Here is a 15,795-nt window from a genome sequence, read left to right as displayed (position 1 = left end):
TCAGCGGATCGTCGTGCTCGCCGTGTCCGCGTTGCTGCGGATGGACGGGTCGGGCGTCTTCGTCGAGAACGCCGCCGCCAGCGCGGTCGCCGTGCCCGAGACGGCCGCCCTCACCGTGATCTTCTCCGACACGGTCCGCCCGTCCGCCAGGCCGGCCCGCTGGAACACCACGACGTTCCCGACCCTGGTGTACGAGCCGGTCGCAGAGACGAACTGCACACCCGCGGGCAGGACGACCTGCGAGACGACCGACCCAGACGCAGCCGGACCGGCGTTCGTCGTGATGAGGGTGTAGGAGAGCGTCCTCCCCTTCACCGCAGAGGCCGGCCCGGAGAGGTCGACGCGCAGATCGGCCTTCGTCGCGACCTGCTTCGGCGAGACCGTCAGCGTGCTCGTCGCCCGAGCCGTGCCCGCCGAGTTCGCGGCCTGGATGCTGAAGGTGGTGGTCCCGGCCGTGGTCGGCGTCCCGGAGAGGCGCCCGGTCGCGTCGAGGGTGAGCCCGGCGGGCAGTGCGCCGGAGACCAGGGAGACCGACGGAGCGGGCGTACCGCTCACCGCGTAGCGGAAGTCGTAGGCCGAGCCGACGACGCCGGCCGCGACCGTCCCGGAGAGGGTCGGCGCGACCGTCGGCGACGAGACGGTGACGGTGCTGGTGGTCTCCGCGGAGGCGGTGCCGGCGCGGGCCGCCAGCGTGAACGTGAAGGTGCCCGGCGCGGACGGAGTCCCGGTCAGGCGCCCGGCCGGAGTCAGGGTGAGGCCGGACGGGAGCGCACCGGAGGAGATGGCCACCGACGGCGCGGGGAAGCCCGAGACGGTGTAGCCGAAGTCGTAGGCGGTGCCGACGACGCCCGGCCCGGGGGTGCCGGAGATCGCCGGTGCAGCGGCGGCGGGGGAGACGACGACGGTGCTGGTGGTCTCCGCGCTCCCCGCAGCGTTCGAGGCCCGCAGGGTGAAGGTGGAGCGTCCGTCGGCGGTCGGCGTCCCGGTCAGGCCGCCACGATCATCGAGGCTCAGGCCGGCGGGGAGCGTTCCGGAGACGAGCGAGACCGTCGGCGCCGGTGTGCCCGTCACGCTGTAGTCGAAGTCGTACGGGGTGCCCACCGTCGCGGCGGGCGGGTCGCCGGCCAGGGTCGGCGCGACCGTCGTCTCCGCCACGGCGAACGTGTGCGGGGCCCCGACGGTGGCGCCGAAGGGGTTCCGCGCGGAGACGGCGAAGGTGGACGTGCCCGCGGTCGTCGGCGTGCCGGAGAGGAGCCCGGACGCGCTGAGGGTCAGGCCGTCGGGGAGTGAGCCGGAGGCGATCGCGAACGAGGCGGGGCGGTCGGCCGCGAAGGTGTACGAGGCCGCCGCTCCGAGCGGCCCGGACGCGGGAGGAGCATCCGCCGTCAGGACCGGACGCGGGCCCCGGGCGAGCACGTGATCGGGTCCGGCTGCGAGAGCCGTCGTGCCGGCGAGGCCGGCGGGGGACTGCAGCTGCCCGGCCGAGCTCCGGCCCCAGCCGACGATCGTGCCGTCGCCCTTCAGCGCGAGGCTGTAGTCGGACGCGGCGGCGATCGCCACGACCCCGGACAGGCCTTCCGGCACCGTGGTCTGGCCGTAGTCGACGACGACCGAGTCGGAGCTCGCGCCCCAGGCGACGACGGTGCCGTCCTCCTTCAGCGCGAGGCTGTGGGTCTCTCCCGCCGCGACGGCCACCACGCCCTCGAGCCCCGCGGGGACGTCGGTCTGCCCGTAGAGGTCCCAGCCCCAGGCGACCACCCTCCCGCCGGACACGGCGAGGCTGTGGCGCTGGCCCGCGGCGATGGCCGTGACGCCTCCGAGGCCGGCCGGGACCAGGCCCTCGCCCAGCCCGTTGCTGCCCCACGACGTGACGGTGCCGTCGTTGCCGAGCGCGAGGCTGTTGTCGCGGGAGGACGAGATCGCGACGATCCCGGTCAGCGCGGCACTCCTCGACACCTGCCCGTCGCCGTCGTAGCCCCAGGAGACGACGGTCCCGTCGCTCTTCAGCGCATGGCTGCTGTAGTCGCCGGCGGAGACCGCGACGACCCCCGTGAGACCGTCGGGGACGCTGGTCTGCCCGTACGACCCGCGGCCCCAGGCGACGACCCCGCCGTCGCCGTTCGCGGCGAGGCTGTGGGTCCGGCCCGCGGCGAGGGAGAGGACGCCCTCGACCCCGGCCGGGACCGTGGTCTTCCCGTCGGTGCCGCTTCCCCAGGCCGCCACCCCGAGGACAGGGGCGGACGGAGCGGCGACCGCCGCGAGAGGAACGGCGGTGCCGACGAGGAGCGCGACGGCCGCGGTCAACCCGAGCAGACCCCGCCGGAGCCGCCGCGCCGCTCCTGGATCCCGCGGCTGCGACGTGCCGTCCTGGACGGCGGGCGGACGAGGGACGGTGCTGGAGCGCATGTGCTGCCTTCGATCGGGACGGCCCTCATCGGCCGTCCTCGAACCGTGGCACGGCCGTCCCGCCGCTGACAATGTCCTCTAGCGGCCCTGTCCGGAAGAGGGCGCCGCGGAGCTCCGCGGAGGGGACGTAGGCCCGGTCTCACTGCGGCCGAGCGCTCCCGCCGCGGGCCCGTGACGGTCAGCGCATCCCGAGGGACGCCGTCGCGTCCGGACCGCTCAGCGGGGTCGGAACGGGGACCCCGGCTCTCCCGCGTACGGGGCGTCCGCCTGGTCGAAGTCCCAGCGGCCCGCGGTGGACGGGCGGACGACGGGGGTCTTCGTCGGGGTCGGCGTCGCCGACGGCGCCGGCGCGGCGGCCAGCCCGGCGTGCCAGCGGAAGATCGCGTCGATGCCGTCCTGGTTCACCCACGACGGTGCGTTGTGGCCGAGCGCGTGCGTCCGGACGGTCGCCTCCCTGGCCGTGGCCGTCGCCTTCTTCACGAGGGCGAGCCCGTGCAGTGCCGGCGGCACGCTCGGGTCCGGGTGGGCCGTGTCGGACACCACCGCGCGGATGTTCGCGCCGGCCCAGGCGGAGGCGGGCAGCCGCTTCGGGTTGTGGGAGTCGATCTGAGCGGTGCTGCCGCCGAAGGCACCGCCGATCGAGATGCGGCCCCGCGTCGTGCGGTCGTGGGTGTCGCGGAGGTCGTAGACGCCGTTGACCAGGTAGACGCCGTTGATGCCGGGGAAGACCCGCGCGCCGTAGTCCTCGCAGGCGAGCGCGCCGCCGGCCGACATCGCCCAGAGGTAGCTGGCGGCGATCGGGAACTGGCCGGAGAGGTAGGCGTAGCCGTTCCGCTGGTGCTTCTGCGCGGTGTCGTTGGTCCAGATCGTTCCGCCGAGTGTCTGGCAGATCGCGATGGCGCCCCGCTCGACGGCGAGCTCGGCCGGGTACGCGAAGACGCTGGACAGCGAGGTGTGGTCGGCCTGCGCGGAGTGGATGAACCAGATCACCGGTACCGCCGCGGCCTGCCGCGGCTTCACCGTCTGCGGCACGAAGATCCGCGCGAGGTCGCCCGCGATCGAGACCGTGAGGACGTCGTAGAGCACGCCGCGGTTCCTCGTCCTCACGTTGATCGTGCGGGTCCTCTCCCCGGGCAGGCCGGGCACGGGGGAGGCGGAGGCGGAGGCGGCCGGGAGCGTCGCCGCGCCCAGAGCGAGAGCACCCGTGAGGGCGCCGCCGATGACGGCGCGCCGCCGGAGGCCGGGAGTTCGAGAGGGGGGTACTGCTGAATCGTCGGGGGACACGGGGGCTCCTCGTGCAGGGACCGCGAACCGACGAGGTCGGCGGAGCGGTCCGGGTCGGCGGGGGGGGTGTGCCTGCAACGCTAGCCGGAGGACCGGCCGGACGACCCGTCGATGCGCGCCAGTCGCGAGACGGCGGAGGGACGACGCCGCAGGGGCGGAACGATCCACGGCTCGGCGACCGCATCGGCGGCGGATCGAGGCGCTCAGGAAGCGAAGGAGAGGCCCGTTCCTGATCGCCCGCCCCACCGGTTCCGACCCTTTCGCTCCGTTCGGGAGCACTTCCCCGCACCGGTCTGGCCCCCCGGTGTGAAGGCTCCCAGGTTCCTCGCGCTCGTCGGCGGACCGGTGCCAGCGTGAAGGGACCGAGAAGCAGAAGGAGAAACGACCATGACTCTTCGACGAACTCTTGCCACCCTCGCCCTCACGGGCGCCATCGCCTCCGTCGGCGTCGTCGCTGTCGCGACGCCCGCCTCCGCGGCCGAGGTCGCGAACGGACAGTACGTGAGCGCCGGGAACTACGCGTGCGGAGCCCAGGAGGTGGCCACCGGCGCCACCCTCGGACCCGAGGGCGTCCTGCGCCAGCGCGCTCTCGTCTTCCGCAACTGCGGGTCGAGCACGGTCGAGCGCAAGGCCGACATCATCGCCGACTTCGACGGCAGCTGCTACTCCGTGGCGCCGGGCAAGGCCCGAGTCCTCGACGCGCTGTTCGTGGCGGCGGGACGCAACACCTACCGCGCGTCTAAGGCCTGCTGAGGTCGCGTGCTCCGCCGGAGGGGCGGGTCGGAGACATCCCCGGCCCGCCCCTCCGGCTGTCCGGAACGACCACGCCTTCCGAGCCGTCCTCCCGCCGACCCGCCCGCGGATCACTCCAGCACCGGCCCCAGCTCCGCCAGGACCTCCGCGACCCGGGCCCGCGCCCGTGCACCGAGCCCGCGGACCGGACGCGGGAGGCAGCGCGCCTCGGCGAGACCGAGCTGCTCCGCCATCGCCGCGACCACGCGGTAGCTGCCGCCGTGCTCCGCGAAGAGGTCCCAGACGGGCTGCAGGCGTGCCGATCCCGCGATCGCGGCCGCCTCATCGCCCGACTGCGCCGCCCGGGCGATCGACAGCGCCGTCCGCGGGAAGATGCCGCCGATCACCGAGTACCAGGCGTCGCAGCCGCCGAGCAGCCCGCGCGCACCCGCGGCGTCCCCCGAGACCCCGACGGTGACCCCCTCCGGCACCCGCGCCCGGATCTCGCTGACGCGCGCCGCCGCGGCGCCCGGTCCCTCCGGCACGCCGGGGATCTTGAGGGAGGCGACCTGCGGCAGCCGGGCGACGGCCCCGTAGAGGTCGTCGGAGAAGGAGAAGCGCGTCGTCCCGGGGTTGTCGTACACGACGAGCGGCACCGAGAGCTGAGCCGTCACGTCTTCGTAGAGCCCCAGCACGTCCTCGTCCGTCAGCGGCTGGTAGCCGAGCGGCGCCAGGAGCACCGCGCTCGCTCCGGCGCTCTGCGCGTCCTCGGCGAGCGCCAGCACCTGCGAGGTGCGCAGCGCCCCGATCCCGACCACGACCGGCACCGGGCCGGCGCTGCGGACGGCGATCTCGGCGGCGCGCCGGCGCTCGCCGCGGTCCAGGTACGGAGCCGAGCCGGTCGAGCCCAGGGCGCCGATCGAGTCGACTCCCGCCCGCGCGAGCCGCTCGACGAGAGCGGCGAACGACCGCTCGTCGATGCTGTCGTCGCGGAGCGGAGTGAGGGGGAAGGCGCTGAGTCCGGTGAGCACGTCGGTCCGTTCGCTGGGGGCGGGAGGGGCCCGGCCAGTCTCCCCGGCGGCAGGGGCACGGTCGAGGCCAGAACCGCCGGGGGCCGGGGGACCAGCCGTCACTCCGCGTCGAGCACCACTCGGGAGTGGAGTCCGAGCCGGTCGAGGAACGCCTCGTCGTGGCTGACGACGACTAGGCCGCCCCGCCAGGCGGCGAGAACGTCGACGAGGTGGTCGGTCGTGGCGAGATCGAGATCGTTCGTCGGCTCGTCGAGCACGAGCAGCTGCGGAGCGGGCTGCGCCAGCACGAGCCCGGCGAGCGCGACGCGGAACCGCTCGCCGCCCGAGAGCGACGCGATCCTCCGATCGACCACGTTGCCGCGCACCAGGAGCCGCGCGAGGGCGTTCCGCAGCTCGACCGCCGGACGATCCGGCGCGGCCCGGGAGACGTGCTCCCGCACGGTGGCCTCCTCGTCGAGGAGTCCCTCGCGGCGCTGGGGGAGCCAGCCGACCCGCTCCGTCAGCGCTCGGGCCGTGGTGCCGGCGAGCGGATGCTCCCGCGCACCCGGCGCCCCGACGAGGTGCTCGAGCAGGGTGGTCTTCCCCGTCCCGTTCGCGCCGACCACGGCGATCCGCTCCGGCCCCTGGAGCACCGTCGTCCGGCCGCGCACCGTCACCTCCGCCAGACGGCGCCCGGCCGCGACCCCGGGGTCCGGCAGGTCGAGGCGGACCCGGTCGTCGTCCCGGACTGCTCGCGACGCGGCGTCGACCTGCTCGCGCGCCCGCGCCTCCGCGGCCCCGTGCCCGGAGCGCAGCCGTCCCGCGGTCGCCTCGGCTCGTCCTCTCCGCGCGTTCGCGAGGATCGCGGGCATCGACTCCGCCGATCGCGCCCCCGCCCGCGCCCGGCGGGCGATGGTCGTCTCGGCCTCGATGCGCTGCCGCCGCTCGGCGCGGAGAAGCCGGTCGGCGTCGCGCAGATCGCGCTCCGCGGCCGCCTGCTCGAGGGCGAGCCGCTCCTCGAACGCCGAGAACGTCCCGCCGGAGGTGCGGACCGCCCCGTCGCGCAGCTCCGCGACCTCGTCGACGTGCTCGAGCAGCTCCCGGTCGTGGCTGACGAGCACGAGCGTCCCGCGCCACCGGTCGACCAGGTCGAGCAGAAGCCCTCGGGAGCGCCGGTCGAGGTCGTTCGTCGGCTCGTCGAGCACGGCGATCGGCCGACCGCGCAGCCGGACGCCGGTCACGGCCGTGAGGACGGCCTGCCCTCCGGAGAGGGTCGCGACCGGCCGCAGCAGGTCCGCCTCCCCCAGGTCGAGACCGGCGTCGCCGAGTGCGGCGAGCGCTCGGGCCTCGAGGTCCCAGTCGTCCGCGAGCACCTCGAAGTGCCGCGGATCCGCGTCGCCGCGGAGGATCGCGTGCAGAGCGTCCAGGCGATGCCGGATCCCGAGGAGATCGGCGACGGTGTCGTCGGGCCCTCGCCGGAGGCGCTGGGGCAGCAGGTCGACGGGTCCCGTCGTCGAGACGCTCCCGGCGGTGGGGGAGAGGCCGCCGGTGACGAGGCGGACGAGGGTCGACTTGCCGGCGCCGTTCGCGCCGACGAGACCGGTGCGCCCGCGTCCGAACGCAGCGGTGACGCGGTCGAGGACGACGGAGCCGTCGGGCCAGGCGAACGTGCAGTCGTGGAGGACGACGGCGGGCGGGGTGGTGCGGGAAGTGGAGGGCACGGTGCTCCAGGGGTCGGTGTCGGCGCACGACGACCACCGGACTCCGAAGGAGCAACGGCTCGCCCCTGAGGGGCGGGCACGGGGGACGTCAGTGCGAGAGCAGCTGCTGCGTCGTGGACGCAGTACCGGTGCTGGAGCGCAAGAGTCCGTCTTCCGTGCGGGGAGCCCCCGTGACCGCGAGCCGCTGGATCGGCCGGTATAGCGGCCGCACCGACGTCGCGGCTCGCGACGAGGTACGGGTCGACCGTACGTGCCCGTCGGACCCGCGCGCAACCGTGACCGACTGCTCGTCCGCGGCCTGCGTCCGTCGGCGCCGTCGCGCGGCTCGCGGCGGACGGCTCTCCACCCACGGCGGGACGGCCGGACCGCCCTTGTATGCACGCTGCTGCCCACCGGTCGAGGGGGTCGCCGGCGGGCCCTCCCGTCGCCGCGCCCTCACTACGCTGAGCCCATGGTGACCATTCGCGACGTCGCGGCCGATGCGGGGGTGGCCCGCAGCACGGTGTCCTACGTGCTCTCCGGCAACAAGAAGCTCCCGGAGGCGACCCGCCTGCGCGTGCTCGCGAGCGTGGAGCGGCTCGGCTACCGGCCCGACCCGATGGCGCGGGCCCTGGCGCTGCGGCGCACGAACATCCTCGGCTTCTTCGCCTCCGTCGATCCGGAGTCGCGGCAGACCGATGTCGACGTCTTCATGCGCTTCGTGCGGGCGGCGATGTACGCGGCCCGCGCCCGCGGCTTCGACCTGCTGATGATGGGCACGGGCGAGGGGGAGCTCGCGCGCGACGTCCTCGCCGATGCGCTCGTCGTGATGGACATCCGCCGGGACGACCCCCGGCTGCCGGTCCTCGCGAGCATCGGCCTGCCGACCGCGCTGGTCGGCTACCCGGGCGAGGGCAGCCCGTTCAGCGCGATCGACCTCGACTTCGACGGCGCGGCGCGGGTCGCCGTCGACCACCTCGCCGACCTCGGGCACGTCGAGATCGCGGTCCTCGGGATGGGCCCCGACGCCTACGAGAGCGGCTACGCCTTCGCCCTGCGGTTCCGCGAGGGCTTCCTCGACCAGTGCCGCCTGCGCGGCGTGCGGGGCGCCGTCATCCCCAGCACCGACGACGTCGACGACTGGTTCGAGCAGGCGCAGGAGCAGCTCCCCGGCCTGAGCGCCGTGGTCACTCACGGGCCGGGCGTGCTCGAGCCGTTCCTGCAGCGCCTCAGTGGCCTGGGCCTGCGCGTCCCGGAGGACTGCTCGATCATGACCATCGCCCCGGAGGCGGTGATGCGGCACGCCGACCAGCCGGTCACCGTGGTGGACCTGCCCGGCGACGAGATGGTCTCGCGGGCGGTCGACCTGGTGCTCGACGAGCTCGCCGGCACCGCGACTCCGGGAGTGACGGAGCTGCTGCCCGCGGTGGTCGTGGACCTCGGCACCACCGCGCCCTTCTCGCCGGGCACCAGCCGGGGCGTCGTCCCCTCGTGGCGGCGGGCGCGCGGCTGACGTCGACCGGGTCGCCGGGGGCGTTCCCCGGGCGGTCGGTGAACCGGTTCTCCGAAATCTATTGAACCGGTTCTCCGACTCGGTTAGGCTCGCCACGACTTCCGAACGGACCGCCCCAGCGGGCGCCCCCGGAGGGTCTTCCCGGCGCGAGCGCTCCGCTCGTTCCGACCGTATTCAGAGAGGAATACCGTGAAGAACAGCATCCGACGAGCCGCAGGCGCCGCCTCCCTCGTCCTCATCGCCGGAGTCGCCCTCAGCGCGTGCAGCGCACAGGGAGCGGGCGACGACTCGTCGAAGTCGCTCACCCTCTGGGACAGCTTCACCCAGTACGACGCGTCCTCCCCCTACGGCCAGCTCCTGGCCGGCTGCGAGGCCTCGACCGGGATCACCCTCGAGCGCACCTCCGACCCCGACCTCACCACCAAGCTCCTGCAGTCGGCCGCGTCGAAGACCACGCCGAACCTGGTCGTCCTCGACAACCCCAACGTCGCGAAGTTCGCCGACACCGGCCTGCTCGTCGACAACGCCGCCTCCGGGCTCGACACCAGCGACGTCCTCCCGAACGTGCTCGCCGCCGGCCAGCTGGACGGGAAGACCTACGGCTCGTCGATCGGCTCGAACACCCTCGCGCTCTTCTACAACAAGGCGCTCTTCGAGGCAGCCGGCGTCACTCCGCCGACGACCTGGGACGAGCTGACCACCGCCGCGAAGGCCCTCACCGCGGGCGACGTCACCGGGCTCGGCTTCTCCGCGGTCGGCACCGAGGAGGGCACCTTCCAGTTCCTGCCCTTCTTCTGGGGCTCCGGTGCGACCCTCGAGGACATCTCCTCCGACGACGCCGTCTCGGCGCTCGCGCTCTGGACCGACCTGGTGAAGAGCGGCTCGGCCTCGCAGGCGAACGTCAACGCCAACCAGCAGGACGTCCGCGACCAGTTCCTCGCGGGCAAGCTCGGGATGATGGTCAACGGCACCTGGCAGCTCTCCGCCCTCGACGAGGCGGGCATCGACTACGGCGTCGTGCCGATCCCGGCGAAGGACGGGGGAGCGGCACCGAGCCCGCTCGGCGGCGAGTTCGTCGAGGTGGTCGCCTCCGACGCCGCGAAGCAGACCCTCGCCACGGAGTTCGCGCAGTGCGTCATCCAGCCCGACAGCCTGAAGGCCTGGGCGGCCGGCCAGTCGTACATCATGCCGTACGCCGACGCGGCCGCCGAACAGGCGACCGAGGACCCCGCGCTCCAGCCGTGGGTGGAGGCCATCTCGGTCGCGCAGGGACGCACCAGCGACCTCGGCGTCGCCTACCCCGACACCTCGAAGGCGCTCTGGACCGCGATCCAGGAGTCGCTGACCGGCTCGAAGACGCCGCAGGCGGCCCTCGACGACGCCGCGGCGAGCCTGAAGTAGCGGCCGCATGACCGACCCCGCCGTGCTCACGGCGCCGGTCGCGGGCGGGGCGGCCACCAGGCCGCCCGCCCGCCGCCGACCCCGCTCCCACCTCCGCCTCGCCGCCGCCGCCTTCATGGCGCCCGTGGTGATCTTCCTCGCCGTCTTCTTCGTCTACCCGATCATCCGCGGCGTCGTCCTCAGCCTCCAGGACTTCGGACCGTCGTCCTTCGTGACCGGGATCGCCCCCTTCGTCGGCTTCGACAACTACGTCACGGTCGTCACCGATCCGATCTTCGCGAGCATCGCCTGGCACACCGTGGTCTTCACCGTGGTCTCGCTGGTGGGCCAGTTCACGATCGGCATGGCCCTGGCGCTGTTCTTCAGCCGCCGGTTCCCGCTCTCGGCGACGTTCCGCTCCCTCATCCTGCTGCCGTGGCTCCTGCCGCTGATCGTCTCGGCGACGGCCTGGCGCTGGATCTTCGACCAGCAGTTCGGCATCCTGAACGCCGCGATCGGCACGCCGGTCGGCTGGCTGACCGATCCGTCCGTCTCGCTGTGGGCGGTCATTATCGCCAACATCTGGCTGGGCATCCCGTTCAACATGGTGCTGCTGCACGGAGGCCTGCAGGGCATCCCCGAGAGCCTCTACGAGGCCGCGGCACTGGACGGCGCCTCGCGCTGGCGGTCCTTCTGGAGCATCACCTGGCCGCTGCTGCGACCGGTGACCTCCGTCACGCTCCTCCTCGGCCTCGTCTACACGATCAAGGTGTTCGACGTCATCTGGATCCTCACCAAGGGAGGCCCGGCCAACAGCTCGCACACCCTCGCGACCTGGGCCTACGAGCAGTCCTTCACCGACCTGCAGTTCGGAGTCGGAGCGGCGGCCGGCCAGATCCTCGTGATCGTCGCCCTCGTCTTCGGCGTGATCTACATCCGCGCCCAGCGCAAGGAGGACCTCGGATGAACCGGCACACCACAGGGCTGCGCCGCGGGATCGACGTGGTCATCGCGATCGTGCTCTGCGGCTTCCTCCTCTTCCCGCTCTACTGGATGGTCAACGTCTCGCTGACCAAGCCGCAGAACCTGATCCAGACCCCGCCGAGCCTGTTCCCCGGCGACCCGACCCTCGACGGGTACGTGCAGGCGTTCTCGACGCAGCTGCCGAACCTGATCACGAGCCTCGTGATCTCGATCGGCTGCGTGATCCTGACCCTGGCGATCGCTCTGCCCGCCGCTTTCGCGATGGCGAAGTTCCGGGTGCGGGGGACCGGCGTCGTGATGTTCGTGTTCCTCCTCGCCCAGATGATCCCCGGGATCGTCCTGGTCACCGCGCTCTTCGCGATCTACAACGCGCTGGGGCTGCTCAACACCTATCCGGGCCTCATCCTCGCCGACGCGACCGCCTCCGTGCCGTTCGCGGTGATCATCCTCCGGGCCTTCATGCTCGGCATCCCCGACGAGCTGATCGAGGCCGCGCGGATCGACGGTGCGAGCAACTGGCGCTCCTTCGTCTCGATCGTCATCCCGCTGAGCCGGAACTCGATCGTGACCGCGGGCCTGTTCTCGTTCCTGTTCGCCTGGGCCGACTTCCTCAACGCGAACTCGCTCACCTCGGGCAACAGCATCGTGCCGTTCACCCTCGGCCTCTACCGCTACATCGGATCGACCACCACCAACTGGAACGGGATCATGGCGACCGCCGTGATCGCCTCCATCCCGGCCGCCGTGCTGCTGATCGTGGCCCAGCGCTACGTCGCCGCCGGGGTCACCGCCGGCGCGGTCAAGGACTGAGCGCCGTGCCCGACTCGAGGAAGCAGGAGCACATGGACACCGACGCGTTCGCGCTCGAGGGGGACCGCCTCGTCTGGCGCGGCGACGGCGAGACCGTCGTCGTCGAGCCGTGGGGGAGGGACAGTGTCCGGGTCCGCGCCCGCCGGTCCGGGGAGGTCCTCGACACCGACTGGGCGCTGATCGCCCCCGAGCGCCGCGCGCCGGAGGTCTCGATCGAGGGACCGCGGGCGACGCTGCGCGCCGGCGGCATCACCGTCGTCCTCGAGCAGCAGGAGGGCTACGGGTACCAGACCGGCTACCACGAGCTCTCCTGCTCCCTCTCCTTCTACGACCGTCGGGGGGAGCTGCTCTTCCGAGAGCTCGGGAGCGGGGGAGCGCTCAAGCTGCGCGCCCGCGAGCAGCGTCCGCACCTGGGCGGCGACTTCCGGCTGACCGCGCTGTTCGAGACGTCCCCCGACGAGAAGCTGTACGGGATGGGGCAGTACCAGCAGGACATCCTCGATCTGAAGGGCTGCACGCTCGAGCTCGCGCACCGCAACTCCCAGTCGAGCGTCCCGTTCGTGCTGTCGAGCCGCGGCTACGGGTTCCTCTGGCACAACCCCGCGATCGGCCGCGCGACTTTCGCAGCCAACCGCACGGAGTGGTCCGCCGAGTCCTCCCAGCAGCTCGACTACTGGGTGACCGCGGGGGAGACCCCGGCCGACATCACCCGGGCCTACGCCGACGCGACCGGGCACGTCCCGATGATGCCCGAGCACGGCCTCGGCTTCTGGCAGTGCAAGCTGCGCTACTGGAACCAGGAGCAGCTGCTCGAGGTCGCCCGCGAGCACCGGCGCCGCGGCCTGCCGATGGACGTGATCGTGGCCGACTTCTTCCACTGGCCGCACATGGGCGACTTCCGCTTCGAGGAGGAGTTCTGGCCGGATCCGTCCGCCATGGTCGCCGAGCTGCGCGAGCTCGGGATCGAGCTGATGGTCTCGGTCTGGCCGCAGGTGTCGGTCGAGTCCGAGAACTACATCGCGATGAAGAAGGGGAACCTCCTCGTCAAGGCTGAGCGGGGCCTGGACCTGCACATGCAGTTCGAGGGTCCGAGCGCGTTCTACGACGCGACGAGCCCCGCCGCCCGGAGGTTCGTCTGGGAGGCGTGCCGGCGCAACTACGGCGAGCACGGGATCCGGCTCTTCTGGCTCGACGAGGCCGAGCCCGAGTACGGCGTCTACGACTTCGACAACTACCGCTACGCCGCCGGCCCCGCCGTCCAGGTCGGCAACCTCTACCCGCAGGCGTTCTCCCGCGGCTTCTTCGAGGGGCAGAGCGAGGGCGGGGAGACCGCGATCGTCAACCTCGTCCGCACCGCGTGGGCGGGCAGCCAGCGCTACGGCGCGCTCGTGTGGTCGGGCGACATCCACTCGACCTTCGCGGACCTGCGCCACCAGATCACGGCCGGCATCCACATGGGCGTCGCGGGGATTCCGTGGTTCACGACCGACATCGGAGGATTCGCCGGGGGAGACCCGTCCGATCCGGCCTTCCGAGAGCTCGTCGTGCGCTGGTTCCAGTTCGGCGCGTTCAGCCCGGTGATGCGCCTCCACGGCGACCGCGCGCCGTCGGCCCCGGTCACGGCCGCCGACGGGAGCCGCCGCGCCGCGACCGGAGCCGCGAACGAGGTGTGGAGCTTCGGCGAGGAGGCCACGCCGATCCTCACCCGCCTGCTGCATCTGCGCGAGACCCTGCGCCCGTACACGCGGGAGGCGATGCGGGAGGCGCACGAGCTGGGCCAGCCGGTGCTGCGCGCGGTGTTCCACGAGTTCCCGGGGGACCCGGAGGCCTGGGATCTGGCCGACCAGTACCTCTTCGGCTCGGACCTGCTGGTGGCTCCGGTCACGCACGCCGGAGCCGTCTCCCGACGGGTCTACCTGCCCGCCGGGGCGCGCTGGACGGAGCTCTCGACGGGCGCCGAGCGCGAGGGCGGGCAGTGGATCGTCGCCGACGCGCCGCTGGCCGTCATCCCGGTCTTCGCGCGCGACGGCCGGCAGGCGCACCTCGTCGGGCAGCTCTGAGCGGAGGCTCCCCGCTGACCGGAGGGTTCCGCCGCGAGGAGCGCCCCCGCGTCAGCCCGTCCCCGCGAGCCAGAAGTCGACCGCGTCGGGGGACGGGCGCCCGGCGACCCGGACGACGTCGCCGAACTCGAGCACGCTGTCCGGATCCTCCTGGACGGCCGGCCACCGCTCGCGGCCGGCGGCGTCCGGATCGCCGTGGGAGACGAACGCGAGCCAGCGCGCGGTCATCTCCTGCTCGAGCCGGCGGTCGACGTCCGTGTAGTCGGCGTCGCCGTCCGCCCCGAGGTTCCCGTACGCGTACATCACCTCGGCGCCGTGGTACGCGCCGAACCGCTCGAGTCCGCTCTCCGGGGGAGTGCGCGTGAAGATGTAGGCGTGGACGCCCGCCCGCCCGGTCCGGGCGGCCGTCAGCGCCCAGAGCCGCATCGGGGCGGTCATCGTCCGGTCGCTGCCGGCGCGCAGCCGGGAGTCGACGACCTGGTCCTCGACGGCACCCGGGTACAGCGCGAGGAATCGGTCTGCGTCGTCTCCGTGCTCCCGGCGCACCTCCTGCTCGTAGGCGTTCGGATCCGGGTCGACGCCTCCCAGCAGATCGAGCGAGGTCTCGTCGGAGTTGCTGCCGAGCAGGAGGGGGACGTCGTTCTGCCGACCGGCCTCGTAGACGGCGAGCGGCGTGTCGGGGAGGACGACGCCGTCGATCGAGGGCCACCAGTGCTGCGAGAGGCCAGCGGCGGCCGTGACGATGCGCTCGGCCGGCAGGGCCCTCATCTCGGCGAGGCTCGCCCCGCCGAGCGCCTCGCTCAGGCGCGCAGCCGCCTCCCGTGCGGTGGCGGCGTCGTCGTAGAGGTCGCCGGCCTCGCGGTCTCCCGCCGACCCCAGGCATCCTCCGCTCTCCCCGATGATCCCGTGGAGGAGGCCGGCCGCCAGGGGCGAGGCCCCGAGGATGCAGGCGCTGCCGGAGCCGGCGGACTGGCCGGCGACCGTCACCCGCCCCGGGTCCCCGCCGAAAGCGGCGATGTTGTCCTGCACCCATTGCAGAGCGGCGACCTGGTCGAGCAGTCCCTGGTTCCCCGGGGTGCCGCCGCCGAGCACATCACCGGCGAGGAATCCGAGGACGCCCAGACGGTAGGCGACGGTGACGACCACCGCGCCCCGGGAGGCGAGTGCCGCGCCGTCGTAGGCGGGGAGGGCGCCGGACCCCGAGACGAACGCGCCGCCGTGGAGGTAGACGAGGACCGGGCGGGAGTCGCCCGCTCCGCCGGCCAGCGTCCAGATGTTCAGGCGGAGGCTGTCCTCGTCCGTCGCGTACCCGCCGAGGAGCGTCTCCTCCAGCGGCAGGTCGAGCACGCGGGTCGCCGCTCGGGAGAGGAACGTCGGCTCCGGCTGAACGGCGGAGGGGCCGAAGTCGTCGGCCACGAGGGTCGCCGACCGCTGCGGGGCCGGGCGGGGCGCCTCCCAGCGCAGCGGGCCGACCGGGGGAGCGGCGTAGGGGATCCCCGCGAAGGCGTCGACCCCGGCCGCGGCGTCGTGCACACCGACGACGTCGCCCTGCCGGGTCATGACCGGGGCGCTGTGCGGACCGGCGAGCGTCCGCGTCGCCGGGAGAGGACCCGCGGCGAGGGCGACGGCTCCGACGAGCCCTGCGGACGCGACCCAGGCCGCCGTACGCAGCATCCAGTGCCGGTGCCGCCATCTCCGCGAGACGGCCGCGATCAGGACCGCGGCCGCCGCGACGACGAGCCACCCCCACCACTCCACCCGGTTCAGCCAGGCGAGGACCGCCCCGATGAGCACGACGGTCGCGGTCGGCAGCCACCGGGACCGTCGCCGTCGAGGTTCGGGCGTTCCAGTTCTCGATACGGTATGCATTGGAAACGAAACGTACTGAAAAGGCCCATCCAGCGCAAGGATCCGAA

General features: G+C 73.3%; 11 protein-coding genes. 6 read left to right on the top strand and 5 right to left on the bottom strand.

Annotation, left to right across the window (positions count from 1 at the left end; genetic code table 11):
• Both C5C44_RS07930 and C5C44_RS07925 read right to left on the bottom strand, forming a co-directional pair.
• Window positions 1–2,406, bottom strand: coding sequence for a putative Ig domain-containing protein (locus tag C5C44_RS07930; RefSeq protein ID WP_104335646.1), 2,406 nt, complete (start codon window positions 2,404–2,406; stop codon window positions 1–3).
• A 216-nt stretch (window positions 2,407–2,622) separates the two neighbouring features.
• On the bottom strand, window positions 2,623–3,690 hold the full coding sequence (locus C5C44_RS07925; RefSeq protein WP_146084318.1) for a hypothetical protein: 1,068 nt from the start codon (window positions 3,688–3,690) through the stop codon (window positions 2,623–2,625).
• A 387-nt stretch (window positions 3,691–4,077) separates the two neighbouring features.
• Here C5C44_RS07925 and C5C44_RS07920 point away from each other — a divergent pair, with 387 nt between their 5' ends.
• Window positions 4,078–4,443 carry a hypothetical protein gene (locus tag C5C44_RS07920; protein ID WP_104222056.1) on the top strand — a complete coding sequence of 122 codons (366 nt, stop codon included), beginning with the start codon at window positions 4,078–4,080 and terminating at the stop codon, window positions 4,441–4,443.
• 110 nt (window positions 4,444–4,553) lie between these two features.
• On the opposite strand, the gene C5C44_RS07915 is transcribed toward C5C44_RS07920, so the two are convergent.
• On the bottom strand, window positions 4,554–5,453 hold the full coding sequence (locus C5C44_RS07915; protein ID WP_104268662.1) for a dihydrodipicolinate synthase family protein: 900 nt from the start codon (window positions 5,451–5,453) through the stop codon (window positions 4,554–4,556).
• Between the two features lie 98 nt (window positions 5,454–5,551).
• Window positions 5,552–7,153 (bottom strand): ABC-F family ATP-binding cassette domain-containing protein, encoded by a 1,602-nt coding sequence (locus C5C44_RS07910; protein ID WP_104335644.1) that lies wholly within the window; start codon window positions 7,151–7,153, stop codon window positions 5,552–5,554.
• Between the two features lie 451 nt (window positions 7,154–7,604).
• Here C5C44_RS07910 and C5C44_RS07905 point away from each other — a divergent pair, with 451 nt between their 5' ends.
• From C5C44_RS07905 to C5C44_RS07885, 5 genes are all read left to right on the top strand, one after another.
• Entirely contained in the window at window positions 7,605–8,645 is a 1,041-nt protein-coding gene (locus C5C44_RS07905; protein ID WP_104222050.1) for a LacI family DNA-binding transcriptional regulator, read from the top strand.
• A gap of 189 nt (window positions 8,646–8,834) precedes the next feature.
• On the top strand, window positions 8,835–10,046 hold the full coding sequence (locus tag C5C44_RS07900; protein WP_104232593.1) for an extracellular solute-binding protein: 1,212 nt from the start codon (window positions 8,835–8,837) through the stop codon (window positions 10,044–10,046).
• Between the two features lie 7 nt (window positions 10,047–10,053).
• The gene (locus C5C44_RS07895) at window positions 10,054–10,992 is read left to right on the top strand and encodes a carbohydrate ABC transporter permease (RefSeq protein ID WP_104225253.1); all 939 of its coding nucleotides are present in this window, start codon (window positions 10,054–10,056) and stop codon (window positions 10,990–10,992) included.
• The gene (locus tag C5C44_RS07890; protein WP_104222044.1) at window positions 10,989–11,819 is read left to right on the top strand and encodes a carbohydrate ABC transporter permease; all 831 of its coding nucleotides are present in this window, start codon (window positions 10,989–10,991) and stop codon (window positions 11,817–11,819) included. Before C5C44_RS07895 ends, C5C44_RS07890 begins: the two co-directional genes overlap by 4 nt.
• Window positions 11,820–11,851: 32 nt before the next feature.
• Window positions 11,852–13,879, top strand: a complete 2,028-nt coding sequence (locus C5C44_RS07885; RefSeq protein WP_104335643.1) for a TIM-barrel domain-containing protein — start codon at window positions 11,852–11,854, stop codon at window positions 13,877–13,879.
• Window positions 13,880–13,930: 51 nt separating this feature from the next.
• On the opposite strand, the gene C5C44_RS07880 is transcribed toward C5C44_RS07885, so the two are convergent.
• Window positions 13,931–15,673, bottom strand: a complete 1,743-nt coding sequence (locus C5C44_RS07880) for a carboxylesterase/lipase family protein (protein ID WP_219827837.1) — start codon at window positions 15,671–15,673, stop codon at window positions 13,931–13,933.
• Window positions 15,674–15,795: the final 122 nt, after the last annotated feature.

The sequence above is a fragment of the Rathayibacter sp. AY1F6 genome (assembly GCF_002932035.1).
Lineage (GTDB): Bacteria > Actinomycetota > Actinomycetes > Actinomycetales > Microbacteriaceae > Rathayibacter.
This window is presented reverse-complemented; position numbering and strand designations above follow the sequence as displayed.